The 26,965-nt window shown below is 70.8% G+C and carries 18 protein-coding genes; 9 read left to right on the forward strand and 9 right to left on the reverse strand.

Going from position 1 to position 26,965, the window contains the following annotated elements:
- Nucleotides 1-92 precede the first annotated feature (92 nt).
- The 4 genes from AB0I71_RS23025 to AB0I71_RS23040 all read right to left on the reverse strand — a co-directional run bounded on the left by AB0I71_RS23025 (nucleotide 93) and on the right by AB0I71_RS23040 (nucleotide 4,990).
- Nucleotides 93-1,670 carry an NAD(P)-binding domain-containing protein gene (locus AB0I71_RS23025; protein ID WP_357587797.1) on the reverse strand — a complete coding sequence of 526 codons (1,578 nt, stop codon included), beginning with the start codon at nucleotides 1,668-1,670 and terminating at the stop codon, nucleotides 93-95.
- Nucleotides 1,671-1,789: 119 nt separating this feature from the next.
- Nucleotides 1,790-3,001 (reverse strand): cytochrome P450, encoded by a 1,212-nt coding sequence (locus AB0I71_RS23030; protein WP_357587799.1) that lies wholly within the window; start codon nucleotides 2,999-3,001, stop codon nucleotides 1,790-1,792.
- Nucleotides 3,002-3,077: 76 nt separating this feature from the next.
- On the reverse strand, nucleotides 3,078-3,749 hold the full coding sequence (locus AB0I71_RS23035; protein WP_357587904.1) for a response regulator transcription factor: 672 nt from the start codon (nucleotides 3,747-3,749) through the stop codon (nucleotides 3,078-3,080).
- Nucleotides 3,750-3,754: 5 nt separating this feature from the next.
- Nucleotides 3,755-4,990 (reverse strand): sensor histidine kinase, encoded by a 1,236-nt coding sequence (locus tag AB0I71_RS23040; RefSeq protein WP_357587802.1) that lies wholly within the window; start codon nucleotides 4,988-4,990, stop codon nucleotides 3,755-3,757.
- Nucleotides 4,991-5,143: 153 nt separating this feature from the next.
- Between AB0I71_RS23040 and AB0I71_RS23045 the strand changes: the two genes are divergently transcribed.
- Entirely contained in the window at nucleotides 5,144-5,563 is a 420-nt protein-coding gene (locus AB0I71_RS23045; RefSeq protein ID WP_357587804.1) for a DUF6220 domain-containing protein, read from the forward strand.
- Nucleotides 5,560-7,524 carry a multicopper oxidase family protein gene (locus AB0I71_RS23050; protein WP_357587806.1) on the forward strand — a complete coding sequence of 655 codons (1,965 nt, stop codon included), beginning with the start codon at nucleotides 5,560-5,562 and terminating at the stop codon, nucleotides 7,522-7,524. Before AB0I71_RS23045 ends, AB0I71_RS23050 begins: the two co-directional genes overlap by 4 nt.
- A gap of 8 nt (nucleotides 7,525-7,532) precedes the next feature.
- Here the strand turns inward: AB0I71_RS23050 and AB0I71_RS23055 are convergent, their stop codons facing one another.
- The 5 genes from AB0I71_RS23055 to AB0I71_RS23075 all read right to left on the reverse strand — a co-directional run bounded on the left by AB0I71_RS23055 (nucleotide 7,533) and on the right by AB0I71_RS23075 (nucleotide 11,564).
- Nucleotides 7,533-8,066: a helix-turn-helix domain-containing protein gene (locus AB0I71_RS23055; RefSeq protein WP_357587808.1), complete on the reverse strand. Its 534-nt coding sequence runs from the start codon at nucleotides 8,064-8,066 to the stop codon at nucleotides 7,533-7,535.
- Between the two features lie 20 nt (nucleotides 8,067-8,086).
- On the reverse strand, nucleotides 8,087-8,656 hold the full coding sequence (locus tag AB0I71_RS23060) for a flavin reductase family protein (RefSeq protein WP_357587810.1): 570 nt from the start codon (nucleotides 8,654-8,656) through the stop codon (nucleotides 8,087-8,089).
- 90 nt (nucleotides 8,657-8,746) lie between these two features.
- Nucleotides 8,747-10,003: a pyridoxal phosphate-dependent aminotransferase gene (locus tag AB0I71_RS23065; RefSeq protein WP_357587812.1), complete on the reverse strand. Its 1,257-nt coding sequence runs from the start codon at nucleotides 10,001-10,003 to the stop codon at nucleotides 8,747-8,749.
- A 50-nt stretch (nucleotides 10,004-10,053) separates the two neighbouring features.
- Entirely contained in the window at nucleotides 10,054-10,800 is a 747-nt protein-coding gene (locus tag AB0I71_RS23070; RefSeq protein ID WP_357587814.1) for an SDR family oxidoreductase, read from the reverse strand.
- Nucleotides 10,797-11,564, reverse strand: coding sequence for an alpha/beta fold hydrolase (locus AB0I71_RS23075; protein WP_357587816.1), 768 nt, complete (start codon nucleotides 11,562-11,564; stop codon nucleotides 10,797-10,799). The genes AB0I71_RS23070 and AB0I71_RS23075 overlap by 4 nt, the downstream gene beginning before the upstream one ends.
- 123 nt (nucleotides 11,565-11,687) lie before the next feature.
- Between AB0I71_RS23075 and AB0I71_RS23080 the strand changes: the two genes are divergently transcribed.
- The 7 genes from AB0I71_RS23080 to AB0I71_RS23110 all read left to right on the forward strand — a co-directional run bounded on the left by AB0I71_RS23080 (nucleotide 11,688) and on the right by AB0I71_RS23110 (nucleotide 26,933).
- The gene (locus AB0I71_RS23080; RefSeq protein WP_357587818.1) at nucleotides 11,688-13,313 is read left to right on the forward strand and encodes an AMP-binding protein; all 1,626 of its coding nucleotides are present in this window, start codon (nucleotides 11,688-11,690) and stop codon (nucleotides 13,311-13,313) included.
- Nucleotides 13,314-13,354: 41 nt separating this feature from the next.
- Entirely contained in the window at nucleotides 13,355-14,083 is a 729-nt protein-coding gene (locus tag AB0I71_RS23085; protein WP_357587820.1) for a tryptophan 2,3-dioxygenase family protein, read from the forward strand.
- Between the two features lie 56 nt (nucleotides 14,084-14,139).
- Nucleotides 14,140-15,747 carry a tryptophan halogenase family protein gene (locus AB0I71_RS23090; protein ID WP_357587822.1) on the forward strand — a complete coding sequence of 536 codons (1,608 nt, stop codon included), beginning with the start codon at nucleotides 14,140-14,142 and terminating at the stop codon, nucleotides 15,745-15,747.
- Between the two features lie 94 nt (nucleotides 15,748-15,841).
- Complete coding sequence (locus AB0I71_RS23095; protein ID WP_357587824.1) at nucleotides 15,842-16,705, forward strand: alpha/beta hydrolase; 864 nt, start codon at nucleotides 15,842-15,844, stop codon at nucleotides 16,703-16,705.
- A 225-nt stretch (nucleotides 16,706-16,930) separates the two neighbouring features.
- Entirely contained in the window at nucleotides 16,931-21,487 is a 4,557-nt protein-coding gene (locus tag AB0I71_RS23100) for an amino acid adenylation domain-containing protein (RefSeq protein ID WP_357587826.1), read from the forward strand.
- Nucleotides 21,484-25,809 carry an amino acid adenylation domain-containing protein gene (locus AB0I71_RS23105; protein ID WP_357587828.1) on the forward strand — a complete coding sequence of 1,442 codons (4,326 nt, stop codon included), beginning with the start codon at nucleotides 21,484-21,486 and terminating at the stop codon, nucleotides 25,807-25,809. Before AB0I71_RS23100 ends, AB0I71_RS23105 begins: the two co-directional genes overlap by 4 nt.
- Nucleotides 25,806-26,933 (forward strand): Gfo/Idh/MocA family oxidoreductase, encoded by a 1,128-nt coding sequence (locus tag AB0I71_RS23110; protein ID WP_357587830.1) that lies wholly within the window; start codon nucleotides 25,806-25,808, stop codon nucleotides 26,931-26,933. The genes AB0I71_RS23105 and AB0I71_RS23110 overlap by 4 nt, the downstream gene beginning before the upstream one ends.
- The last annotated feature ends 32 nt before the right edge of the window (nucleotides 26,934-26,965 follow it).

Here is a 26,965-nt window from a genome sequence, read left to right on the forward strand (position 1 = left end):
GGTCGCGGGCAGCACCCGAACCTGCGATCGACGCCCACCGTGGCTCTCGGTGTGGCGTCCGCAACCCCCGTTGCGGTTCGCGGCCTACCGGGTCAGTAGACGCCGTCCCGTTTCACCAGGCCCACCGCGCCCAGCGCACGGGCGGCACCGGTGAGCGCGGTGGCCAGGATGATCTCCGCGGCGTTGAACGCGACAGGTAGCTCCAGGATCCGGCGCTGGGCGGTCTCGCGGTCGCTGTGTGGCCCGTACAGGCGGAAGACGAGCGACACCTGCGAACCGCACCACAGGTGGTACGCCAGCCGTGGATTGCGGAACACCTCCGGCCGCCACGGCGAGCACCCGATCACCCTCGCGAAGTCGATCATGTACCGGTTGTAGTGGACAAGCGTTCGCAGCTCGGGGTTGCCGGTGAAGAACTCGTCCTCGTACGTCGCCTGCCGCTTGATCAGTTCGTTCAGCTGGTCCGGCGGCGGCAGCGTGCGTTTGCCACTGCACAGCAGCGCGAAGTAGCGGGCCTGCATCTCCGAGCAGGCCGGGACACCACCGGCAGCCGGCCGTGCCCAGCCGATGAAGACCACGCCGGTGCCGAGTTCCGGGTGGATCATGTGCTTGTACATCTGGCGCACATCGGTGACGTGCACGTCCTTGAGCAGGGTGAAGTCCTCGGTGTACCCGGTGTTCAGCACTATCGTGTCGATCTTTTCCCGCCTGCCGTCCTTGAACAGGACGTAGTCCGCACCGAGCCGCTCGATGCCGGAGGCGTTGACCGTGAGCGTGCCGTCGACGATCCGATGGATGAACGCCTCGTTCTTGGTCAGGAAGTGGTTGAAGAAGCTCTTGTTGTTCGAGTTCCACTCGGCGATCGCCCGGCTCGCGGGGTTCTTGCCGAACCGCTTGCCCAGCAGCGTGCCGACGCGGTGGACGGCGGTGGCAGCCGACAACGGCAGCGCGTTCAGCATCTCGGAGGTGTAGGCGTCGTTCGGATGGGGCCGATCACCCGGAAACCGGGCGACGACGGACTGCCATCGACGCACCGACAGCGTGCAGCTCGCCGCCACCTGGGCGATCTCGTTGACGACATCGGCGGCGGTCTCGCCGATACCCAGGCAGAGGACCCGCTTACCGCGGAACGGTTCGGCGTTGCGGTAGAAGGCCGAATGGGTGACCACGCCTGTGAAGTCCTCCTGCCCCGGCAGGTTGACCTTGTTGGGGACCCGGTGGGTGCCGCTGGACACGACCACGGCGTCGAACTGGTGGCTGGCCCGGGCGGCGGGATCGTCCGCGGGCGCGGTCTCGACCACGTAGCCGTCGCCGCTGTCGCTCCGCGCGACACTCAGGACGTCGGTGCGGGGGCGGATGAGGGGACGCAGGCCGAAGGCGTCGGCGAAGTCGTGGAGGTACTGCCGGTACTCGATCGCCGTCCAGAATCGCCGCTCCTGCTTCTCCGGCGGCGGGAAGCAGGAGAACGCCATCATGTAGTTGGAGATGGTCAGGAGCGTCGAGTCGTAGGCACCCGGCTCGTCGGTGCCGGCACCCGCCCGGAACACGCCGCCGAGGTCGGCGTTGTGATCGAAGCAGGTCACGGTGTGGCCCTCGTCCAGCAGTTCTTTCATCGCGATCAGACCCGACGGGCCCGCGCCGATGACACAGACGGCTTTTTTCACGGTCACCTCGACATTCTCGGAAGTGCGGTCTCGGGTGCTGAGGTTTCGCCGGCCGTAGCGGTGACGCCCGACGGGGGTGAACAGGGGGAGTGGGTTGTCCGGGCCCCGCCAGGTGTCGCCGAGGATCAGCCGGCCTCGAAACGGACGGGCAGCGTGTCGTAGCCGGACACGAAGTTCGAGTAGATGGGGCGGGGCTTGCCGCACAGTTCCATCCGGGTCACCTGGGTGGTCAAAGCGGTGAGCAGCGCCCGCAGCTCCGCGCGGCCGAGGAACGCACCGAGGCAGTAGTGCGGTCCGTGACCGAACGAGAGGTGCTTGTTGGGTGACCTGGACAGGGTGAACCGGCGCGGCTGGTGAAAGACCGACTCGTCGTTGTTCGCCGAGATGTTCCAGAGTGTGACGATGTCGCCGGCGCGGACCCGGTGCCCATGTACCTCGAGATCTTCACGTGCGGTACGCGCCACGTGCATCCCCGGGGTCGCCCAGCGGAGGACCTCCTCGACCGCCGAATCGACGTCGACCGCGCCGGTCCGCAGGGCGTCCCACTGGTCGGGGTTTTCGATCAGGGCCAGGACGGCACAGATCGCCGAGATCCGGGACGTCTCGTCACCGCCGAGGATCAGGCTGTAGCAGTTGACAGCGATCTCCTCGACGGTCAGCGGAACCCCGTCCACCTCGGCGCCGGCGAGCATGCTGATCACGTCGCCACCCGGCCTGCTCCGCCGGTCCTCGGCCAGGTCGACGAAGTAGAGCAGGATCTCGTTGCGGGCGCTGAGCGCGTCGAGGTCGCTGCTGTCGGCCCGGTCCGACGACAGGGCCATCTTGTTCCACCGGAGCAGGTCCTTGCGGTCGCCGAGCGGCACCGACAGCAGATCGCAGATCGTGTTCATCGGGATCTGGTCGGCGACCTCGGCGGCGAAGTCGAACGAGCCCTCGCCGACGACCGCCGACACGAGTTCGGTGGAGCGGACCTTGACGTTCGTCACCACCTCGCCGAGCGCCCGCGGGGTGAAGGCGCTGAACATCAGGTTGCGCAGCTTCCGGTGCGGTGGTCCGTCGGTGACCGCGAGCATGCTTCCACCGGCCGAGTCGTTCCCGCGCAGCACGACGTCCAGGACGTTGCCGCGTTCGGAACTGAGCGCCGCGTCGTGGTAGAGCGCCTGGACGTCCGCGTACCGGGACACCACCCAGAATCCGGGACTGCTGTCCGTGGCCGCATGCCAGTAGACCGGCCTCTCGGCCCGCGCTTCCCGCCAGAACGCGTGCACGTCGTTGTCGACGAAGGTGGCTGGGTCGACCAGGTCCAGGGACCGGAGACCGAGGGCGGGCTCACTCATGGCCCGATGGTGGCAGTCGGACCATGCTCCCGTGTGGACTCTTGCCTGTTCCTTTCCGGACCGGTGCGGACCGGGGTCAGTGCTGTTCGGTGTACTGGCCCAGCCCGGTCTGGTAGGCGATCGCCACCAGTTGCGCCCGGTCGCGTGCGCCGAGTTTGCCCATCGTGCGGCTCACATGCGTACGCGCGGTGGCCGGGCTGAGGAAAAGGGCCGCGCCGATCTCGTCGTTGCTCAGCCCTTGCGCGACGAGCGCGAGCACCTCCCGCTCGCGGTCGGTGAGCACCGCGAGTCGGTCCTCACTGGCCTGCGCGGCCTTCCGCCGCGCGGTGAACTGACTGATGAGTCTGCGGGTCACCCGTGGGGCGAGCAGGGCGTCTCCGGCGGCGATGACCCGGATGGCGTGCAGCAGCTCGGCAGGGCCGGCATCCTTGAGCAGGAAGCCACTAGCGCCCGCCTGGAGGGCCTCGAAGACGTTCTCGTCGGTGTCGTACGTGGTGAGAATGAGGATCCGGACCTTTTCCATCCCGGGCATCTCGACGATCTGCTCCGCGGCGCGGATGCCGTCGAGTCGCGGCATGCGGATGTCCATGAGGATGACATCGGGTCGGGTGGCGCGAGCCAGGTCGACGGCCTCGGCCCCGTTTGTGGCCTCGCCGACGACGGTGATGTCGTCCTCCAGGTCGAGCAGTAGCCGGAACCCGGAGCGGACCAGCCGCTCGTCGTCGGCGAGCAGCACCTTGATGGACACGTCGGTCACGGGCGTGCCGCAACCGGCGCGAGCGGCAGGCGGGCGACGACTTCGAAGCCACCACCGGTACGCGCGGTGGCCCGCAGGTCACCGCCGAGCAGTTGGCATCGTTCCCGCATGCCGGTGATGCCTCGACCGCTCGATGGTGGACCACCCGCACCCACCGCGACCAGCACCGGGTCGCGGGTGCCCTCGTCGGTCACCTGGATGCGCAGCTCATCGGAGTCGACCTCGATGGTCACGGTCACCTGGGTCGGTCCGACATGGCGGATCACGTTGGTGATGGATTCCTGGACGATGCGGTAGGCCGCGCTGTCGACCGCGCTCGGGAGCGGTGCCGCGGCCGGTGTCTGGTCGATGGTGACGTCGAGGCCGGCCTCGCGAGCTTTGCCGGCGAGCGCGTGCAGTTGCGCGAGACCGGGATGGGGTTCACGCCCGTCGTCCTCGCGCAGGACCCCGAGTACGGCGCGCATCTCGTGCAACGCCCGCGAGCTGGTCTGCTCGATGGCCCGCAACGCGTCGCGGGCCTGGGCCGGCCGCTTGTCGAGCACGTGCGCCGTGACGCTGGCCTGCACGTTGATGATGGCGATGGCGTGCGCGACCGTGTCGTGGACCTCGCGGGCGATCCGTAACCGTTCGGCGTCGACCCGCGCCCGGGTCTCCTCCTCGCGGGAACGTTCGGCCAGCTCAGCCCGCCGCTGGGCATCGGCGGCGATGACCCTGCGGGATCGTATCGACTCACCTAGCGTGATGCTGATGACCGACGCCCCGATCCGCAGGAGCACCCAGGCCAGGGCCTCCCTCGGCTGGACATCCGCCCCGGCGATCAACCATCCGACGGACAGCACTGCGGTGCCCACGCCCGCGATCAGCAGGAACCGGCGTCCGTCGCCGTAGGCGGCGAGGGTGTACAGGGCGACGAACAGGCCGAGGCAGGCCATCCGGTCGGGGAACCCGAGACCGAAGTAGACGAGGCTGGCCACACCGGTCACCGCGAACACGGTGATCGGCCACCGGCGTCGCACGACGATGACCAGGCCGCTCAGCACCACCAGGCCGTAGCCGGCGTAGCCGAAGTCCGAGGCGGGTCGGGCGACCGGCTCGGGAAGGACGGCGCCGTACTCGGTGACGCTCTGCACCTGGATCGCCGTGACGAACAGCGCCAACAGGACGTCCGAAAACCAGCCAGGCCGCCGGGCGAGCCAGGCGGACATTCGTTCCGGCATCACCCGCAGGTCCATGCCGCGATCCTACGACACCCGGCACACTCTCTGGTGCGTGGCCGACTACGCCCTGCGACGTATTCGAGCTGGTTGCTGATACGCGGATTCGCGTAGCAGGTGCCACGCCTCGGCCAATGCGCGACGGACGGCCCGGACACGATGATCGGTGCCATGAAGAAGCTCTTCGCGGGCCTGGCGTCACTGTTGCTGCTCGCCGAGGTCGCCCAGTTCTATCTCGCCGCCAGCGGGGCCTTCGACTCCGCGCCGATCGAGGAGGCGTTCTCCCCCCACCGCTTCCTCGGCTACCTGATCCTCTTTTCCGCCGTCGTGCTTGTGGTGATTTCCGCGGTCGCCCGCATGCCCGGCCGGGTGATCGGCAGGACCGCCCTGGTGGCCGGGCTGGTGCTCATCCAGTCGTTGATCCGGGAAGTCGCCAGGTCCTTCGGTGAGGGTTCCGAAACGGGCCACCTCATCTTCGGCGTGCACGCCGTCAACGGGCTGATCATCTTCGGGGTCACCCTGTGGATCGTGCGTGAGGCTCGCCAGATCGCCTGGCAGCGCACCGAGCTCAGCCACGCGACCCAGTCATGACCACAGCGGCGCTGACCGTCCTGGACCACGCCTGGGCGCTGCTGGGTGCCGTCGCGTGGCTCGCGGCCGGCGTGACCGCGGCACTGGGACGCGCCAGGGCTGCCCTGGTGCTGCTCGTCGCGGCGCTGGTTCTCACAGTGGCCAAGGCCGTGTCGGTGGCGATGCTTGCCGGACAGGGCTGGTGGTTCGTCCAGGAGAAGGTGCTGCTGGGGATGCCGCTGCTCGCGGTGACCGCGGTGGTCGCCGTGGTTCTCGCCGGACCGACGCTGCTCGCGCGGGCCACCGGAGCACCCCGGCGGGCCGGCGGTGAACGGGCCGGGATCGTCGCGCTGTTCGCCGCCGGCTACGCCGCGGTGGCCGGTTTCGTGGTCACCTACCTCGTCGGCTATCCGCTGACCCTGGCGGCGGCGCTGATCACGGTCGGTCTGGTGGCGGCGGCCGTACTGCTGACCGCGCGGTCGCTCCCGGCGCCGGGCGCGGATGTCGCGGGGCAGGCGGCCCCGAACGCCGGGATGCGCGTGTCCCGCCGTGGTTTCCTCGGCGTCGCCGGCGGCGTGGTCGCGGTCGGCGCGACGGGCACCGGCGCGGGTCTGTCGGTGCTCTCCTCCGGCCCCGAGCACACGGTCGGCGGCGGTCCCGGTCCCAGCCGTCGGCCCACCGTGTCGGTGGCCGATCTGCGCGGGCCGGACACCCCCGCGCCGGGCGGCGTTCGACGCGCGTACGGGGTGACCGCCCGCAAGGCGCCCGTGCGTCTGCCCTCCGGAGCGGACGTCGACGCCTGGACCTTCGACGGTGCAACGCCCGGCCCGCAGCTCACCGCGACCCAGGGTGACCTGGTCGAGGTGCGGCTGGTCAACCAGGACATCGACGAGGGCGTGACCATGCACTGGCACGGCTACGACGTGCCGTGCGGGGAGGACGGCGTGCCGGGCCTCAGCCAGCCGGCGGTGGCGCCCGGGGCCGCGTTCCTCTACCGGTTCCGCGCCGACCAGGTCGGGACCTACTGGTATCACACCCACTACGCGTCCCACGTCGGCGTGCGGCGCGGCCTCTACGGGGTGCTCGTGGTGACCCCCCGCACGGATCCCGACCCTGCGGATCTCGACCTGGTCGTCCCCGTGCACACGTTCAGCGGCGGCCCGGCGGTCGCGGGCGTCGAGCACGTGGCGGCGGCGGGTGCGACGGTCCGGATGCGTCTGGTCAACACCGACTCCGACCCGCGTCGCTTCGCGCTGGCGGGTACCCCGTTCCGGGTGGTCGCCGTCGACGGCCGCGACCTGCACGAGCCCGGTGAGACGAGCCGGACCGCGCTGCGAATCGCCGCGGGTGGGCGGCGCGACCTGGTGTTCGCCATGCCGGAGACCGCCGTGGCGCTGCTGGTCGACGGCGTGGCCGCGGTGTGGCTACGACCCCGCCCGGACGCGCCGGACGGCGAGGCGGCCACCCAGGACACGGCCGCGTGGCCGGAACTGGACCTGTTCACCTACGGGACATCGACGCCCGTGCCCCTGCGCACCGCGACCGCGGATCGGCATTTCACCCTCGTGCTCGACCGTGGGCTGGCCATGGTCGACGGACGACCCGCGTTCGCGCAGACGGTCAACGGGCGTGGCCACCCGTCGATCCCCGACCAGATCGTCACCGACGGCGACATCGTCAGGTTCACCGTGGTGAACCGCAGCCTGGAGACCCATCCGTGGCACCTGCACGGCCATCCGGTGCTGATCCTGTCCCGGAACGGTGAGCCCTCCTCGGGCAGTCCGCTCTGGATGGACACGTTCGACGTGCGCCCCGGCGAGGTGTGGGAGGTCGTGTTCCAGGCGAACAACCGGGGCATCTGGATGAACCACTGCCACAACCTGCCGCACGCCGATCAGGGCATGATGCTGCGCCTACGGTACGACGGCGTCAGCACGCCGTTTCACGGCGCGCACGCGGCGGGACACCGCCACCCATCCTGACGACGCGATCAGGAGGTCAGCATGATCTTCGGGTACCGTTCCGCGACCAGCTCGCTCGCCTTCGGGCCACGGGCGAACACCACGTTCTCGGTCTCGATCGGCCGACCCGTCCGCCGGTCCACCACGATCGGGTCCACCTCCACGCCGGTGTCGGTGTCGACCAGGATGACACTGCGGTCCTCCGGGGCGAGCTGATGGTTGCCCCACGCCGCGATGACAAGCAGCAGCGGACGAAGTGTCCGACCGAGGGGCGTCAGCCGGTACTCCCGGCCATCGGGGGCGGTGGCATCGACCGCCGGCTCGACCAGACCTCTGCCCTGAAGCTCAGCGAGGCGCTCCAGCAGCAGTTCGGCGGGTGTCCCGAGGTGGTGGCGGATGGCCGCGAACCGGGTGTGGCCGTTGAAGATCTCATGCAGGATCTCCAACGTCCACCAGGCTCCCACGACCGCCACCGTGCGTCCCAGGGGGCAGTCCGGGATGCGGGCCTTGGGGCCGGACAGAGAAGGTGTGCCGTGCGGGGCGTCGGTGCGGACACTGCTCATCTCAACTCCAGGAAACTCGTTCACCGTCGGTCGTCCGGGTCCGGCCCGCCAGGATCGGCGGCCGGGGTGACGGCCAGCGACCAGTACCGCCGCATGCCGTACAGCAGCGGGCTGACCGGGGCGACCGCGTGGGTGCGTACCCGTAGCACCGTTCCGAAGACCACGACGTGGTCCCCGACGGGCAGGACCTTGCTGACCCGGCAGTCCGCGGCCGTGTGCGCGTCGTCGACCAGGTGCGGCATCCCGGACTCCGGATCCGGGACCCACTCGACCTTCTCGAACCGGTCCGGCGCGCCGGAGGCGAACAGTTGCGCGACCGGCTCGGCGTGGTCGCGCAGCAGGTTGACCGCGAAGGCGGACACGTCGAGCAGTGCCGCCAGCGTCGGACTCGCGGCGCGTAGACAGACCAGCAGTGTCGGCGGCTGCAGCGCGACGCTGCACACCGACGAACAGGTCATCCCCCAGGGCGCGCCGTCCGTCGCCGTGGTCGTCACGATGGCGACCCCGGCCGGGTGCGTGGCCATGAGGGAACGGAACTGCACCGGGTCGACAAGTGGCGGCGCCACGGTGCCTGTCACGGGCTCCGGCATGGTGTGCCCACCTCCTCGCTCGAACGCACAGGGAGCCTTCCGGACCGCCGGACCTGCCGGTCGGGCACGGGCCCGACGGCAGGCGCCGGTTCATCCGGCGGACCGGTGACCTCCGTCGCCGCACTCGTCGACGAACTCAAGGATCTTGCGCACACCGGTCTCCAGCCAGCCGGGATCCACGCAGAACGCGACCCGGACCAGATGCCGCGCCCAGGGTGCGTAGTCGTGGGCACGGATGTGTCCCCGCTCGTCGAGCTGGGGACGCATGGCGAACCCGTTGCCGGCGACCACTGCGACGCCCTTGCGCTCCAGCAGCCGCAGCGCGAACGTCTCGGCGTCCAGTCCGGTCCTGGCCACGTCGAGCATCGCGTACCAGCCCCCGGCGGGCAGCTCGCTCAGCAGCCCGGCCTTGACCAGCGGCGGCAGGGCCACGTCCCGGTTACGCTGCACCAGCTTCCGGTTGGTGGCGGCGGCGTCGGATCGACTGGCCAGCGCGGCCACGCCGGCGTGCTGCACCGGGGTGGAGGTGCCGATGATGTTCGCCTCCTGGACCACCCGCATGATGTCGGCGGCGCGGTCGTTCGCCAACGCGACGTACCCGAGCCGGTAGCCGGTCATCGCGAAGCTCTTGGAGAAGCTGAAGACGCTGTGCACGATGCGCTCGTCGACCGGAACGTCGCGTTCCAGGGACGCGACGGAGAGGTGCTCTCGCTCGTAGCAGAAGTGCTCGTACGCCTCGTCGCTGACCACGTGCCAGCCCCGGGCGCGGGCCAGATCGAGCAGGGCACTGATCTCGTCGGGGTTCAGCACCACACCCGTGGGATTGGCCGGCGAATTGATCAGCAACACCCTGGTCCGCGGGCCGGCGACGGCCGCGATCCGCTCGACCTCGGGCCGGAAACCGGGCCCGAGCGGGTAGAACACCGGCCGGAGCCCGGCGAGCAGGCTCTGCTGGAGATGGACCGGCCAGTGCAGCTCCGGCAGGAGAATCTCGGCTCCGGGTTCGGTGAGGGTCTGCAGCAGGGCGGCAAGTCCCTCGCACGAGCCCGGTGTGACGAGTACGCGGTCGACAACGGTGTCCACACCGTTGTCGGCACGCAACTTCTCCACCGCGGCCTCACGCAGCTCGGGCAGACCGTCCGGCCCGGTGTACTTGGTGTCGCCGCGGCGCACCGCGGCGACGAACGCGTCGGCGACGTTGTCCGCGGGATGGAAGTACGGGTCACCGACGTGCAGCTTCACCACCTCCGCGCCGGTCCGCCGCTCGGCCTCCTGCGCGGCACGGAAGATGGTGTGCAGACACGATGAGGGGATGAAGCTGGCAGCGGACGAGATTTCGGGGCTCACGCTCTGACCACCTCGGTTTCCTGAAGGGTTGGTACCTGACTGGACAGGTCTCATGCAGTGCGACCGCCGTCGACGGGAATCAGCGCGCCGGTGACCCAGCCCGAAAGCGCCGGGTCGAGCAGCGTGCAGACCCACTGGCCGATCTCCGCGCTGTCGCCGAAACGTCCCATCGGGGTCGACGCGACCAGGTCGGTCCGCAGCCGCTCGATGCCGGCGTCGTCGAGCCCGGCGTCGGTCCACATCGGTGTGTCCACCGGTCCGGGAAGAACGGCGTTGACGCGTACGTCCGGGGCGAGTTCGCGGGCCAGGGACCGGGTGAGGCTGTTGAGGGCCGCCTTGGTCGCGCCGTAGTAGGCACGTCCCGGCATCGACAGGACGCCACCGACCGAGGAGACGTTCACCACGCTGCCCCTGCTGGCCCGCAGCAGCGGCAACGCGCACCTGATCAGGTCGGCGGGCGCGCGGACGTTCACCGCGAACATCTCGTCGAGGTACGCCGGATCGAGTGTGTCGATCGGACCGAACCGGGCCAGGCCGGCGTTGTTGACCACCGCGTCGAGGCCACCGAAGGTCTCCGCGGCGACCGCGACGACCCGGTCGGCGGTGCCCGCTGCGCAGACGTCCGCCGCCACCACCGCCACGGCGAAGGGGTACCGGTCCGCCAGTGCCCGCAGGGGTTGCTCGCGGCGGCCGACGACCGTCACGTTGGCACCCGACTTCACCAGGCACTCGGTGATGCCCAGGCCGATACCGGTGGCGGCGCCGGTGACGACGACCGACCTGCCGTCGAGTGTCACCGCCGCACACCGCTCTCCGTCAGGGTCGCCATGATGTCGGCGACCAGCTCGCCCGGGTGGGAGAGCAACCGGAAGTGGCCGCCCGGCCAGGCACGCATGCTGAACTCGCCGTCGTTGACCGCGGCCCAGGCGGCGACCTGGTCGGCGTCGACAAGCGGGTCCTCGGTGTTGTAGTAGCCGCGGACCGGGCAGTCCAGCGGCGCGGCGTCCGGTGCGGGCCGGTAGGTCTCGTGCAAGGTGATGTCCGAGCGGAGCACGGGCAGCAGCAGGTCGCGCAGTTCGGGCTGGTCGGCGATCTCCGGCTCGATGCCGCCGAGGGTCGCCACCGCCGACCACAACTCCTCGTCACCGAGTCGGTGGCTGACTCCGCCGCCGGCCAGCCACGGCCCGGCCGCGCCGGAGACGAACAGGTGGTGCACGGGGCTGCCGTTGTCCCGCAACACCCGTGCCGTCTCGTAGGCGACGAGCGCGCCGAGGCTGTGTCCGATCAGCGCGCACCGGGCGGGCGGCATCCGTAGCAGCTCCGCGGCTACCTCGGTTGCCATCTCGGCGATGCTGGCGGCGGGTTCCTCGGCCAGTCGATCGGCGTGGCCCGGGTACTGCACGGCGTGCAGTGCCACGCCGGCGGGCACCACCGAGGACCAGGGGCGGTAGACCGCCGCCGTACCCCCGGAGTGCGGGAAGCAGACCAGCCGCGCGGTGGGGTCGTCGACGCTGGTGAGCGTCCGCACCCAGCTCCGGTCGGATCTCCGTGTTCGGCTCACGACATCGAGCGTCACCGAGTCCGCCCGTTCATCCCGACAATCTGTCAAGGCTCTGTCGGGTGCGACGCAGCCTCTGGGCCGCTACCGGAATCTGTTATCGCCGCACCGAAGGAGGACAGACAGATGCTGGACGGGTTCGTGCCCTGGCCGCCCGACGTCGCCGACCGCTACCGACGAGCGGGTTACTGGCGAGGTTTGTCCCTTCGGCAGCTCTTCGACGACAGCGTTCGCCGCCATCCGGACCGGGTGGCCGCGGTGGACGCCACGCGCCGCGTCACCTATGCGGAGCTGGCGGACGAGGCGGACCGCATCGCCGCCGGTCTGCTCGACCTCGGCATCGGCAGTCGCGACCGCCTGGTCCTGCACCTGCCGAACGTCAACGAATTCCTGTCAGTCCTGCTGGCGGTCTTCAGCATCGGCGCGATACCGGTGCTGGCTCTGCCCGGTCACCGCCGTGACGAGATCACTCACCTGGCCCGTGCCTCGGATGCGGTGGCCTACCTCGGTCCGGACCGTTTCCAGGGATTCGACCACCGTGCGCTGGCCCGCGAGATCCGCGCCGACGTGCCCAGCGTGCGGCACGTCGTGATCGCCGGCGACAGCGCCGAGTTCACCTCGCTGGCCGAGCTGGCCAGGTCCGAGCCGCGGCAACTGCCGCCGGTCGACGCCGGCGAGATCGCACTGCTGCTGCTGTCCGGTGGAACCACCGGGGTGCCGAAGTTGATCCCCCGCACCCATGACGACTACGCCTACAACATCTTCGCGTGCGCCGAGGTGACCGGATTCGGCGCGGACAGTGTCTACCTCGCCGCCAACCCCGTACCGCACAACGCCGCGCTCGGCTGTCCCGGCGTACTGGGCGCGCTGCTCGTCGGCGGAAAGGCCGTCCTGGCCGCCAACCCCAGCCCGGACCACGTGTTCCCGTTGATCGGTCGGGAGGGCGTCACCCACACCGCCCTGGTACCCGCGCTCGCCCTGTTGTGGACCGAGGCGGCGCAGACCATGCCGGTGGACATGAGCGGCATGACCCTCCAGGTGGGCAGTTCGAAGTTCGGCCCCGCCGCGGCCCAGCGCGTCAGCTCGGGCCTGAGGTGCCGCATCATGAACGTCTACGGCATCGGCGAGGGGCTGATCACCCACACCCGCCTCGACGATCCGCTGGAGGTGGTCTACACCACCGAGGGCACGCCCATCTGTCCGGACGACGAGGTCAGGATCGTCGACCCGGAGGACCGCGAGGTTCCGGCCGGGGTGACCGGCGAGTTGCTCACCCGCGGCCCGTACACGATCCGGGGCTATTTCGCCGCGCCGGAGCACAACCGTCGGGCGTTCACCGTCGACGGGTTCTACCGGACCGGTGACCTGGCCAAGCTGACCGAGGACGGGCGGATCGTCATCGAGGGCAGGCTCAAGGACATCATCCACCACTTCGGCGAGAAGGTCTCCGCCGAGGAGGTGGAGGGCCACGTGTTGACGCATCCACTGGTCCGGGACGCCGCGGTGGTCGGTGTCCCCGACGACGCCATCGACGAACGGATCTGCGTGTTCGTGGTGCTCACCGCCGCAGCGGACGCGGCGGCGACGCCGCTGTCGCTGCGCACCGTCCGGGAGCACATCCGCGACCGTGGGTTGGCGCCGTACAAGCTGCCCGACGAGTTGGTCGTCGTGCCGGACCTGCCTCGTACGCCGGTAGGAAAGATCGACAAAGGTGCCCTGCGCGCGGGGCGGCGTGAGCTTCAGCACCGCTGAGCCACCGTCCCGGCACCTTGCTGAGGAGGGCCTTCACACCGATGACCAATCCGACGGACACCCGGCCCGACCGTGCGTACGGGGAGATCCTCAGGCTGGACGAACTGCTCGACATCGCCTGCGTACGCGACGAGCCGGACCGCACCCTCTTCTTCGCCGCCCACCAGGCCTGCGAACTGTGGTTCGCGGTCATCCTGCGGCACCTCGAGTCCGGTCGGGACGCGCTGACCCGGGATCGGGCGGACGTGGCCGCCGACCACATCGAGCGACTGCCGTCGGCCATGCGGGTGCTCAGCGGACACTTCGACGTCCTGAGCACGCTGACACCCGAGTCGTTCGACGAGATCCGGGCGACCCTCGGCTCGTCGAGCGGCTTCCAGTCCGCACAGTATCGGGAGATCGAGTTCCTGTGCGGGGCCCGGGACCCTCGATTCCTCAACACACCCGGGTTCACCCCGGGGGAGCGGGCCCGGCTCGTCGCCCGGTCCGAGGAGCAGTCGCTGTCGTCCGCCTTCGTCGGGTACCGCGACCGCGTCCGGGTCAGCGGTGACCTGGGGCCGGTCGAGCGGGTGCGCGCCGCGCTGGCGGCCTTCGACGACGCGGTGCGGTCGTGGCGGGCCCGCCACGCCCAGCTGGCCGAGCAGTTTCTCGGCGCGGCCCGCGGTACGGCCGGATCAGCCGGCGCCGCCTACCTGTGGCGGTCCACCGAGCGGACGTTGTTCCCCGAGGTCTTCGCGCCCGCGCTCAGCGGCGGAGTCGACCAGAACTGAGCCGAAGCAGACACATTCGTCGAGTCCCGGGTTATCGGGTACAAGGAGGATCCGCAATGACTGTCAGTGGTGCCGCCGCCAAGCACACGCGCGACCCCGGCAGGACACAGCGAGTCGTCATCGTCGGTGGTGGGACGGCCGGCTGGATGACGGCGTCGTACCTGGCGGCCGCCTTCGGTGACCGGATCGACGTGACAGTCGTCGAATCGGCCACCGTGGGCACGATCGGGGTCGGCGAGGCCACCTTCAGCGACATCCGGCACTTCTTCGAGTTTCTGCGGCTGGAAGAGTCCGACTGGATGCCCGCCTGCAACGCCACGTACAAGCTGGCCGTCCGGTTCGAGAACTGGCGCGAGCCGGGCCACCACTTCTACCACCCGTTCGAGCAGATGGCGTCGGTCGACGGCTTCCCGCTCAGCGACTGGTGGCTGCGCTACCCGACGACGTCGCGGTTCGACAAGGACTGCTTCGTCATGGCGTCGCTGTGCGACGCCGAGCGTTCACCCCGGTACCTCGACGGGAGCCTGGTCGACCAGGGGTTCGTCGAGCAGGCCCGCGACGAGACGGCAGCCCGGTCGACCATCGCGGAGTACCAGGGCGCGCAGATCCCCTACGCGTACCACTTCGAGGCGCACCTGCTGGCGAAGTTCCTGACCGGATACTCCACCCAGCGGGGCGTCAAGCACGTCGTCGACAACGTCGTCGACGTGGCACTCGACGAGCAGGGGTTCATCTCGCACGTACGCACCGCCGAGCACGGCGAACTCGCCGGTGACCTGTTCGTCGACTGCACCGGCTTCCGGGCGCTGCTGCTGAACAAGGCACTCGGCGAGCCGTTCGTGTCCTACCAGGACACGCTGCCCAACGACAGCGCGGTCGCCCTCCAGGTGCCCCTGGACATGGACACCAAGCCGCTGCGGCCGTGCACGACCGCGACCGCGCAGGACGCCGGGTGGATCTGGACGATCCCGCTGATCAGCCGCATCGGCACCGGCTACGTCTACGCCAGCGACTACGCCACGCCGGAGGAGGCCGAGCGGGTACTGCGCGAGTTCGTCGGCCCCGAGGCGGCCGACGTGCCCGCGAACCACATCCGGATGCGCATCGGCCGTAGCCGGCGGTCGTGGGTGAAGAACTGCGTCGCGGTCGGCCTGTCCAGTGGCTTCGTCGAGCCACTGGAGTCGACAGGCATCTTCTTCATCCACCACGCCATCGAACAGATGGTGAAGTACTTCCCGTCCGGGCGCGGCGATGACCTGCTGCGGGAGCAGTACAACCGGTCCGTCACCCACGTCATGGACGGCGTCCGCGAGTTCCTCTGCCTGCACTACCGGGGTGCGAAGCGGGTCGACAACCAGTACTGGAAGGACACCAAGACCCGGGTGATCCCCGACGCGCTCGCGGAGCGGATCGAGATCTGGCAGCACAAGGTGCCGGACTCGGAGTCGATCTACCCGCACTACCACGGTCTGCCGCCCTACTCGTACAACTGCATCCTGCTGGGCACGGGCGGGATCGACGTCCGGCACTCACCGGCCGTCGGGTTGGCCGACGAGCGGGCGGCCCTGGCGGAGTTCGAGCGCATCCGCGTCAAGGCCGAGAAGCTGGTGCAGGAGCTGCCCACCCAGAACCAGTACTTCGCCGCCATGCGCGCCGGCCAGTGAGCGTCGTACCCGCCGTCTTCCTCGCGGCCGGTCGGCCGCGGGGGAGGCGGCGCGGGATCGGCAGCGATCGTTTCGCCACCGGAAGTGAAGTGACGTGTATCTGACGTACGACCAACGATCCCTGGACATTCAGTACTCGCCGAGTTCGTGCGTCCCGGACATCAACGTTTTCCTCCGCGAGTACGCCGACCGTAGCGCGCTCGCGCGGGAACGGCTCGACGTGCATTCGGGCGTACGTTACGGACCGCGTTCCGAGCAATTGTTCGACTATTTTCCCGCTGCCGGGGCAGGCGGTCCGTTGCTGGTGTTCATCCATGGCGGGTACTGGCAGGAGCTGAGCCGGCTCGAATCGGCCTTCATGGCTCTGGACCTGGTGCCGCGCGGAATCTCCGTGGCGGCGCTGGGTTACGGCCTGGCGCCCGCGTACCGACTGCCGGAGATCGTCGAGATGGTCGCCGAGGGAGTCCGCTGGATCTGCCGGAACGCTGGCCAGCTGCCGTCGAGCCCCGGGTCGATCTACCTGAGCGGGTGTTCCGCGGGCGCGCATCTGGCCGCCATGTCGCTGCTCGACGAGGCCGGTTGGCGGCGGGCCGGCGTCCGTCCCGACCGGGTGGTGGCGGGTGCGGCCCTGCTCAGCGGCGTTTACGATCTGGAGCCGGTCCGCCGGACGTACGTGAACGAGGCGCTCGGACTGGACCCGGAGACGGCGCGTGACCACAGCCCGATGCGCCGGCTGCCGGCGGCGCTGCCCCCGCTGGTCGTCGCGCGCGGCGAGCACGAGACCGACGAGTTCGGCAGGCAGCAGACCGAGTTCGTCGACGCTGTCCGGGCCGGCGGCGGCCGGGTGCGCGACCTCGTCGTGCCGGCGCGGAACCACTTCGATCTGGCCTTCGATCTCGGCGTCCCCGGCACAATGCTGGGTGATTCCCTTACCGAACTGATCGGGCTCGACCGGTAAGTCCGATCAGCGATGTGCAATTTTCACGCCAGTGTCCACGATATTCACAGCCACCCATCGGGCGGCGATAGATTGCTCGGTGCTGCGGGCTGCTGTTAGGGTCGGGGCCAGGCACCGGCGCAGATGTCGCCAGTTTGCCTGACATCAATCTCGCGCCCCGCCCGTCGACGTATTTCGAACCGAACATTCCGCAGCGGAGTCGATAGCGCGCAAGGGAGCTTGAGAATGTTATCGGAGAACACCGACTGCGGCGCCGGGACGGATCGGGACGCCCTGCGCGCTGCGGTGTCCGAACTGCTCGGCATGGAACTGAGCACAGCCGACGACGACAGCAACCTGTTCGAACTGGGCCTGCAGTCCCTGCACCTGATGCGACTGACCAGCCGGCTCAACGGGGCCGGCGCCGAGGTCACGTTCACCCAGCTGGCCACCGACCCGCGGCTGTCGGCGTGGGTCGGACTGGTCGGTGCGACAGTGGCTCCGCCGGCACCCACGGCACCCGGGCGCCCGGCCCCCGACACCGACCGCCACGACCCGGAGCGGGCCTTTCCGCTGACCCCGGTGCAACAGGCGTACCTGTTCGGCCGCTCCGGGGACCACGCGCTCGGCGGCGTGGGTTGCCACAACTACCTCGAATTCGAGTCGACAGATGTGGACGCCCAACGACTCGAACGGGCGGTGCGGGCGTTGCTGGCCCGCCATCCGATGCTGCGGGCCCGGTTCGACGACGACGCGACCCAGCAGATCCTGCCGGAGTCCCCCTGGCCCGGGCTGACCGTGCACGACTTCCGTGACCGCCCCGCCGACGAGGCGGCGGCCGCGGCGCTGGACCTGCGCGACCGGCTCTCGCACCGCATCCTGGAGGTCGGCCGCGGCGAGGTGGTCGATGTGCTGCTCACCCGGCTGCCCGGCGGGGTGGACCGGCTGCACTTCAACATCGATCTGCTGGCCGTGGACCTGGCCAGCTTCCGGGTGATGCTCTCCGACCTGGTCGTCCTCTACGACGACCCGGAGGCCCTCGGCGAGGTCGGTTACACCTTCGGCAGGTACCTCGCCGAGCAGGCCGGCGCCCGCGCCGCCGAGCGGGATCGGGCTCGCCCGTACTGGCAGCGGCGGCTGCCGACGCTGCCCGGCGGCCCGAAACTGCCCCTCGCGGTCGACCCGGACGCGGTCACCGTGCAGCGCTTCGCCCGTCGCCACTTCGACCTCACCGTGCCCGAGTGGCGGGAGCTGGAGCGCCGGGCGGGCGAGGCGGGACTGACGCCCGCGGCGGTGCTGGCCACCGCCTACGCCACGGTGCTGAGCCGCTGGAGCGGGGACGAGCACTTCCTGCTCAGCCTTCCGCTGTTCGACCGCGACCTGGACGTGCATCCCGAGATGCCCCGCCTGGTGGGCGACTTCTCCGGTCTGGTGCTGCTGGAGGCCGACCTTTCCGGCGACAGCTTCGCCGACCGCGCGCGCACCCTGCAGAAGCAGATGCACGAGGACATCGGGTACGCCGCCTACACCGGCGTCGACGTGCTGCGTGAGTTCACCCGCGCCGACCCGGAGTCGCCGCGCACGGCACCCGTCGTGTTCTCCGTGGACCTGTCCGCTCCGCTGATCCCCGAGGAATTCGCCGCCCGCTTCGGTGAGCCGACGTGGATGATCTCCCAGACTCCGCAGATCTGGCTCGACCACCAGATCTACCGCACCAGCGACGGCACCGTACGCCTGGTGTGGGACGCCGTCGAGGCGCTCTTTCCCGACGGCATGCTGGACGCGATGCTGTCCGCGTACGAGACGCTGGTCCGCGACCTGCTGGCCGGTGCGTGGACGAGCACGGTGCCCGAGATCGCCCTGCCCGCGGCAACTCGGCGGACGCGAGCGGAGGTCAACTCCTCGACCCGCGCGATGACCGACAACCTCCTGCACACGCGGTTCTTCACCCAGGCTGGCGAGCGGGCCGGGCGACCCGCGCTGCTGTGGGGCGAGCAGGAGGCGCTGCATCACGACGAACTCGCCGCGCGCGCCCTGCGCGTCGCCGGGGCGCTGGCCGGTCGTGGTGTGGGCCGCGGTTCGTACGTGGCCGTACTGGCCCCCAAGGGCGTACCGCAGATCGTGGCCGTGCTCGGCGTGCTCGCCGCCGGTGCGGCGTACGTCCCGATCGGCGTGGACCAGCCCGCCGAGCGACGCGCCCGCATCCTCGAACTCAGCGGCGCCCAGGTGGTCCTCGACGGCAGCGGCCTGTTGAACCCGACCGGAGTGGGTGCCGAGATCCTCACGATCGACGCCGCCGAACGGGCCGAACCGCTGGACGCACCGGTGGCCGCCGACCCCGACGACGCGGCGTACGTGATCTTCACGTCGGGCTCGACGGGTCTGCCCAAGGGCGTCGAACTCACCCACCGCGCGGCGGTCAACACCGTCGAGGACATCAACGAGCGGTTCGACATCGGTCCGGCCGACCGCGTCCTGGCAGTGTCCGCGCTGGACTTCGACCTGTCGGTGTGGGACATCTTCGGACTGCTCGCGGTGGGCGGCGCCGCGGTGCTCGTACCCGAGTCGGGCAGGCGCGACGCCACCGAGTGGCTGACGCTGTGCCGCCGGCACGACGTGACCGTCTGGAACACCGTTCCCGCCCTGCTGGACATGCTGCTCACCGCCGCGGACGGCACCCGTCTTCCCGGCACGATGCGCCTCGCGCTGCTCTCCGGCGACTGGATCGGGCTCGACCTGCCGGGCAGGCTGGCCGCTGCCACCGACGGACGGTGCCGGTTCATCTCGCTCGGCGGTGCCACCGAGGCGGCGATCTGGTCGAACTCCTTCGAGGTCGTCGAGGTGCCGGCCGACTGGCGGTCGATCCCGTACGGCACGCCGCTGCGGAACCAGAAGTTCCGCGTGGTGGACAGCCGCGGCCGGGACTGCCCCGACTGGGTGCCCGGCGAGTTGTGGATCGGCGGCGTCGGGGTGGCACTGGGCTACCGGGGCGACACCGAGTTGAGCGCGGAGCGCTTCCCGGTGGTGGACGGCGAGCGTTGGTACCGCACCGGCGACCTCGGCCGTTACTGGCCCGACGGCAACCTGGAGTTCCTGGGCCGCCTCGACCACCAGGTGAAGATCAATGGTTTCCGGGTCGAACTGGGCGAGATCGAGTCCTGCCTACAGGCGCACCCCGCGATCGCTCAGGCCGTCGCCGTCGTCGTCACCGAAGGTCGACGCGAGGTGGTCGCCGCCGTGGTCGAGCGCTCGTCGACGCCGGACTCCGACCTGCCGGTCGCCGAGCGCACCGCCGGGCGACCGGGCGACGGGTTCCTGCCGCCGGTGACCGGCACGGCGATCGAGGACGACCCGCTGCTGCTCGAACATCAGCTGGTGGAGCTGCTGCTGGCCGAGGTCGTCGCGCCGCTGATCGAGTCGGTCAGCACGCCGTTCACCGTCTGCGTCCCGCAACGGCCGGTCGTGGACGTCTGGCTCGACTACCTGGCGCACCGCGACGTGCTGTCCCGTCGAGCCGGCGGGTACGCGCCTGGACCGAGGTGGGCCGAGGTCACGGACGCGAGGTGGGCCAAGCGGGTCCGGGAGAGCACCCTCGGCACCCGGTTGGCAGCGGTCTCGGCCAGCCTGGAGTGGGCCGCGCCGCTGTACACCGCCATCCTGTCCGGTGACGCCGACGCCACCGCGTTGCTGGACGACCCGGTGCTGGCACCGGAGGCGCTCAACGACCTGATGCCCGCCACCGCCGACTGCCTCGCCGCCATCGCGCACGATCTGCGGGCCTATGGCGGCACCGCACCACGGATGGTGGCCGACTGGCAGACCGACAGCGGTCGCGGTGCGGCCCGGCTGCTGGCGGCGCTGTCCGGGACAGCTGTCGACTACACGCTGCTCGGAGCCGCACGGCCGACGTTGGCCAAGGCCGAAACGCTGCTGCGGGAGCACGGGCACCGGGTCGGGGTAGCGGTGCAGGGTGCGGAGGCGATCACCGCACCGCACGTGCACACCTTCGACGCCGTGGTGGCGAACAACGTCCTGCACCGGATGCCCGACCCGGAGACGGCGGCGGCGACCATGGGTCTGCTGCTCGCCCCCGGCGGCCGGCTGTACCTGCTCGAACGCGCCCACCCGACGCCGTTGGCGTTGGTGAGTGCGCTGCCGCTTGAGGCGCGGGCGGGCCGGCTCGACGGTGACGCCCGAGCCGGCTGGCTGCACGGACCCGAACGTTGGACCCGAGCGTTGGTCGCGGCGGGGCTGGGCGACGTGCGGGTGCTGCGTACCGAGACCACTGGCGAGATCCTGCTGACCGCGGACCGACCCGCGACCGCGGCTGGAGTCGATGCGGACCGGTTGCGCCGGTGGGCCGAGGACCGGTTGCCCGAGCACATGGTGCCGGCCCACGTCGCCGTGCTGCCCGTACTGCCGCTCAGCGCCAACGGCAAGGTCGACAGGCGACGCATCCAGTCGCTCCTCGAACAGGCGGTCGACCGACCACGCGATGTGGGCGCGCCGCCGCGGGGCGGTACCGAGGTCTTCGTCGCCGAGCGCTGGGCCAAGCTGCTCGGCCTGGACGCGGTGGGCCGCGACGAGAACTTCTTCCGGCTCGGCGGCGACAGCCTGCTCGCCACCCGCTTCGTCGCCGAGGTACGCGGGGTGTGGGGGGTCGACCTGCCCATGCGCGAGGTCATGCGCACGGCGACGGTCGCCGGGCTGAGCGTGCTCATCGACGAGCTGCGTGACGCGACGGGCGAGCCGCGACCCGCCGGTTGGGACACCGCCGAGGACTTCGAAGAGGGTGCGGTGTGAACGCCAGCGACCTGCTCGACGAGTTCGCCAGCGCCGGTATCCAGGTCTGGCGGGAGGGCCAGCAGCTGCGGTTCCGCGCTCCCCGTGGCAGCATGACCGACGAACTCCTCGCCCGGCTGCGCCGGAGCAAGGCCGAACTGCTGGCCAGCATGTCCGACACCATCGGCAACGCCGCCCAGGAGTTCGACCCGGTGTGGCTGGACCACCCGGAGGCGCGGGACGAGGCCTTTCCGCTCACCGACATCCAGTCGGCCTACCTGTTCGGACGCAACCCGGCCTTCGCCTACGGCGGCGTCTCCTGTCACCTCTACCAGGAGTTCGAGTACCCGGCGGAGATCGACCCGGAGCGGATGCGGCAGGCGTGGGACGGCCTGGTGCACCGCCACGACGCCCTGCGGACGGTCATCCAGGAGGACGGCTCCCAACGGGTACTGCCCGCGCCACCGCGCACCGGCATCGCCGTGACCGACCTGCGCGGGGCGCCGGCCGACGCGGTGCGGGAGACGATCGCCAGCGTGCGCGACGAGCTGTCCCACCGGGTGCATCCCACCGGCGAGCGGCCGATGTACGAGCTGCGCCTCACCCTGGCCGCCGACCGTAGCGTGCTGCACGTTTCCGTGGACTTCATGGCGTTGGACTGGCTCAGCCTGCAACGCGTGCTGGCCGAACTCGACAGCCGCTACCGGCAGCCGGACTGCGCACTGCCCCCGGTGGAGGCCACCTTCCGCGACTACGTGCTGGCCGAGCGTCGGCTGCGGGACACCGAGCGGTACGGCCGGGACCGGGCGTACTGGCTGGCGCGCCTCGACCAGCTGCCCGGTGCCCCGGCGCTCCCGCTGCGCGACGACCAGGATCCGGTCACCGCACCGGCGCGGTTCCGCCGCCTGGCGGCCACCGTCGACGACCAGGTGTGGCGGTCGTTGAAGGCCCGCGCCGCCGGGCACGGCGTCACCCCCGCCAACGCCGTGCTGGCCGCCTACACGGAGACGATCGGTCGCTGGAGCGGCAGCGACAGGTTCTGCGTCGGGCTGCCGGTACTCAACCGGATGCCGCTGCACCCGCACGTCGACCACCTGCTCGGCGACTTCACCTCGCTGAGCGTGCTCGCCGTGGAGCGTTCGGAGCGGACTAGCTTCGCCGACCGGGCCCGCGACCTCGGTGAGCGGGTGTTCGACGACCTCGACCACCGGCTGTTCAGCGGCGTGGAGGTGCTGCGCGAACTCGCCCGGCGGCGCGGCCGGGAAGCCGCGGCGGTGCTGCCTGTGGTGTTCACCGGTGCCATCGGGGTCGGCGGCGGCGAGCCGTCGGTGGCCGGCCGCAAGCCGAGACCGGTGTACGGGATCAGCCAGACCCCGCAGGTGTGGATCGACTGCCAGGTGGGCGACCAGTTCGGCGGGCTGGACATGAACTGGGACGTCCGGGAGGGAGTCTTTCCCGACCACCTCGTGGACGAGATGTTCGCCGCGTTCGTGCACCTGCTGCACCAGTTGGCCGCCGAGGACGCGCCGTGGGCGGCGGTCGACCCGCAGCCGCTGCCGGACGCGCAGCGCGCCCGCCGGAGCGCCGCGAACGCGACCGACGCGCCCGTGCCGGACTGCCTGCTGCACGAACCGTTGGTCGCCTACGCCCGGAAGAATCCGGACCGGGTGGCCGTCGTCGACGCCGCCGGGTCGATGACGTACGGGGACTGGCTGTCCCGCGCAGCCGGGGTCGCCGAACGATTGCGCGCCGCGGGATGCCGGCCCGGCGACCTGGTCGGCGTCCTGATCGACAAGTCGCGGGAGCAGGTCGTGGGTGTGCTCGGCGTGCTCCTCGCCGGTGGCGTGTACGTACCCGTGGACATCGGCCAGCCCGGCGTCCGCCGGGACCGCATCCTCATCGACAGCGGCGCCCGGTTCGCGGTCGTGGCGGGCGGGTCGGCCGGTACGCTTCCCGCCGAGGTCGCCGGCGTCGACGTGACAGCCACGCGACAGGTCCCGGCGGCGGAGATCCCCGAGCACCCCGCGTCGGAGCAGACCGGACTCGCCTACGTCATGCACACCTCGGGGTCGACCGGGGCGCCCAAGGGCGTGATGATCAGCCACCGGGCGGCGGCCAACACGGTGCACGACATCAACGAGCGCTTCGGCGTCACCGGTGCCGACCGGGTTCTCGGCCTTGCCGCGTTGAGCTTCGACCTGTCCGTCTACGACCTGTTCGGCCCGCCCGCCCGCGGTGCCGCCCTGGTGCTGCCCGACCCGGCGCGCCGTGGTGACCCGTCGCACTGGGCGGCGATGGTGGCCGCGCACCGGGTCACGTTGTGGAACTCGGTTCCCGCGCAGTTGCAGATGCTGATGCACTACCTGGACGTGGAACCCGCCGACCTGTCCGGCCTACGACTGGCGCTGCTGTCCGGCGACTGGATCCCGCTGTCGCTGCCCGGCCATGCCGCACGGCACCTGCCCAGCACCGAACTGGTCAGCCTCGGTGGGGCTACTGAGGCGGCCATCTGGTCGAACTACCATCGCATCGGGACGGTTGAGCCCCACTGGCGCAGCATCCCGTACGGACTGCCGTTGGCGAACCAACGTTTCCACGTGCTCGACTCCGCGCTGCGCGACCGGCCCGATCTGGTCGCCGGCGAGCTGTTCATCGCGGGCACCGGGCTGGCCGACGGTTACCTCAACGACCCGGTACGCACCGCCGAGCGGTTCATCCGCCACCCGGAGACGGGGGAGCGGCTGTATCGCACCGGTGACCTGGGTCGGTATCTCCCCAACGGCGAGATCGAGTTCCTCGGCCGGGCCGACCAGCAGGTCAAGATCCGTGGCCACCGGATAGAGCTCGGCGAGATCGAGGCAGCGCTCGGCGAACACCCCGCGGTCAGTACCTGCGTGGTCCTGGCGGCCGGCGACGACACGCTCGAACGCGCACTTGTCGCGTTCGTGGTGCCGCAGCGACCACCCGGCACCGTCGATCCCGCCGAGGTCGTCGCCTGGGTGGCCGACCGGCTGCCCGCGTACATGGTGCCCGCGCGGGTACGCGTCGTCGAGGCGTTGCCGCTTACCGCGAACGGAAAGGTCGATCGCAAGCGGCTGCTGGAGTCGGCACCCACGCCGGCCACCGCGCCCGACGGGCGGACCGAACCGCCACGGCCGGGCGTCGAGCAGCACATCGCCCGCCTGTGGCACGAGGTGCTCGGCGGCCGGCCACCAAGCCGGGAGCTGGGTTTCTTCGACGCGGGCGGCAACTCGTTGCTGGCCGCACGGTTCGTCGGGCAACTGCGCGAACAACTGCCCGAGGCCGCCCGGTTCCCCTTCGACGTGCTGCTGCGGGCCCTGCTCGACGAACCGACGGTCGCGGGTCTGGCGGGACGGCTGGCGCTGGCGCAGGCACCGGATCCGGTGGCGGCCGAGCCGGCCAGGCGGACAGCGCTGGTCCCGCTCGGCGGCGTCGCCCAGGGGCCGGTGCGGCTGCTCGTGCACGACGGCACCGGCACCCTCACCGCGCTGCGGGCGTTGACCGCCGGGCTCGGTGCCAGCGGGCCGGTGTTCGGGCTCGCCGTGCCCGACGGCGGTGCGCCCGGCGAGACCGAGGCAGCCACCCTCGTCGAGGACCTGGCCGTGCGCTACGCGGGCGAGATACGGGCCGCCGGGTTCGACGACGTCGAGCTGGTCGGCTACTGCCTCGGTGCCTCGATCGCCCTGGAAGTGGCCAGGGCGCTCAGCGAGGCCGGGGTGACGGTACGACTGACTGTCGTGTCCGGACACCGGGTCCCGTACCGGGTGGACGACGGATTCGTGCTGGACTACGCCTTCGCGCGGGCTGCCGGCATCGACCCGGCGACCCTCGGCTGGCCCGCCGACGAGGCGGCCGTGGAGCGGGCGATCACGACAGTGCTGGCTGACTCGCCGGGGTTGGTGCCGGCGGACGCGCTCGGCCGACTGGCCGGTGACGACCAGTTGACCGGGGTCGCCGGGTGGTTCCGCGCCCCAGGGCACACCGCCGCCGACCGGCAAACCCGGCTGCATCAGGCGGTCGCCGACGGGGACCCGGTGTGGGGTGGGCCCGCGCGGGTCGCGGCGGCCCACGCCGCCTTCGGGCGGATCCTCCGGGCGGTGTCCCGGCACGAGCCCGAGCCCTACGCCGGCGACATCACCCTCCTTCGGCCCACGGCGCTCCGGGACCTGCTGCCCGGGTCCGGCGCCGCGGCCACCCGTTTCTGGCCGGAGGTCTGTCTCGGTGACCTGACGGTCATCGACGTCCCCGGTGACCACTTCAGCTGTCTCCGACCGCCGAACGTGGCGACGGTGATCGCGGCTGCGACGGCGGTGGGCCGATGAGCGGTGTGTCGTCCCGCCCGATGCGGGTCGTCGTGTGCGGCACGCGGTTCGGCCAGGTCTACCTGTCGGCCATCGCGCGCGCCCCGGAGCAGTTCGAACTCGCCGGCATCCTGGCCCGGGGCAGCAGCCGTTCGGTGACGCTGGCGAAGGAGTACGACGTCCCGCTGTACTCGTCGGTCGCCCACCTGCCGCACGACATCGACATCGCCTGCGTCGTGGTGTCGACAGCTGTCGGTGGCGGGCCGGGCGTCGAGTTGGCCAAGGCGCTGCTCGGCCGTGGCATCCACGTGTTGCAGGAACATCCGGTGCACCCGGCGGAGCTGGCGGACTGCCTGCGGACGGCGCGCCGCGCCGGCACCCAGTACGTGGTCAACACCTTCTACCCGCACGTGGAGCCGGTCCGGCAGTTCATCTCGGCAGCCCGCACGCTGGTCCGGCTACGCAGGCCGGTCTTCGTCGACGCGGTGTGCGCGGTGCAGGTCTGCTTCGATCTGCTCGACATTCTCGCCGAGGTCTTCGACGGGCTGCGGCCGTGGTCGTTGTCGGCCGTCGGCAACCGGACCGGCCGGCCGCTGGCCAGCGTGGACGGACAGGTCGCCGGGGTACCGCTGACGCTGCGGGTGGAGAACCGGATGCAGGCGGGCGACGACAGTACGAGTCTGCTGCTGCACCGGATCACCGTCGGCACCGACGCGGGCAACCTGATGCTGGCCAACACCCACGGTCCGGTGCTGTGGAGTCCGGTGCTGCGTACGCCGGCTGATCCGGCGGGCGTCTTCCTGGCAGGTGCGGCGGCCACCGACACCCGATGGTCGGACGTGCTCGGACCCACCGCGGACTACGTGGGCACACCGCAGACACCGACCTGGTCGGCCGTGGTGCGCGAGTTGTGGGGGGACGCAGTGCTGACCGCCCTCGACGACCTGCGCGAACGGGTCGACGCCGGCGTCGACCCGTTGCGGGGCGGCCAGCGTCACCTGGCTGTCGCCACCGCGTGGAAGGAGCTGACCGAGACCCTCGGCTATCCCGAGGTGGCTGCCCCGGATCCGGGAGACCCGCTGGTGGTCACCGACCTTTGCGCCGCGCCACATTCTGTTCATTCGCGGCCTGCCGGTTCACGGTAGCTCGGCGGATGGGTTCGGGGTACAGTCATTCT

The organism is Micromonospora sp. NPDC049891, assembly GCF_040660295.1.
Taxonomy (GTDB): domain Bacteria; phylum Actinomycetota; class Actinomycetes; order Mycobacteriales; family Micromonosporaceae; genus Micromonospora.

Excerpts from the sequence above, each read along its gene's own strand:
- AB0I71_RS23110 (WP_357587830.1), top strand. The coding sequence starts at position 25,806 with ATGAGCGGTGTGTCGTCCCGCCCGATGCGGGTCGTCGTGTGCGGCACG.
- AB0I71_RS23055 (WP_357587808.1), bottom strand. The coding sequence starts at position 8,066 with ATGAGCAGTGTCCGCACCGACGCCCCGCACGGCACACCTTCTCTGTCC.
- AB0I71_RS23085 (WP_357587820.1), top strand. The coding sequence starts at position 13,355 with ATGACCAATCCGACGGACACCCGGCCCGACCGTGCGTACGGGGAGATC.
- AB0I71_RS23045 (WP_357587804.1), top strand. The coding sequence starts at position 5,144 with ATGAAGAAGCTCTTCGCGGGCCTGGCGTCACTGTTGCTGCTCGCCGAG.
- AB0I71_RS23090 (WP_357587822.1), top strand. The coding sequence starts at position 14,140 with ATGACTGTCAGTGGTGCCGCCGCCAAGCACACGCGCGACCCCGGCAGG.
- AB0I71_RS23100 (WP_357587826.1), top strand. The coding sequence starts at position 16,931 with ATGTTATCGGAGAACACCGACTGCGGCGCCGGGACGGATCGGGACGCC.
- AB0I71_RS23030 (WP_357587799.1), bottom strand. The coding sequence starts at position 3,001 with ATGAGTGAGCCCGCCCTCGGTCTCCGGTCCCTGGACCTGGTCGACCCA.
- AB0I71_RS23060 (WP_357587810.1), bottom strand. The coding sequence starts at position 8,656 with ATGCCGGAGCCCGTGACAGGCACCGTGGCGCCGCCACTTGTCGACCCG.
- AB0I71_RS23040 (WP_357587802.1), bottom strand. The coding sequence starts at position 4,990 with ATGGACCTGCGGGTGATGCCGGAACGAATGTCCGCCTGGCTCGCCCGG.
- AB0I71_RS23080 (WP_357587818.1), top strand. The coding sequence starts at position 11,688 with ATGCTGGACGGGTTCGTGCCCTGGCCGCCCGACGTCGCCGACCGCTAC.
- AB0I71_RS23050 (WP_357587806.1), top strand. The coding sequence starts at position 5,560 with ATGACCACAGCGGCGCTGACCGTCCTGGACCACGCCTGGGCGCTGCTG.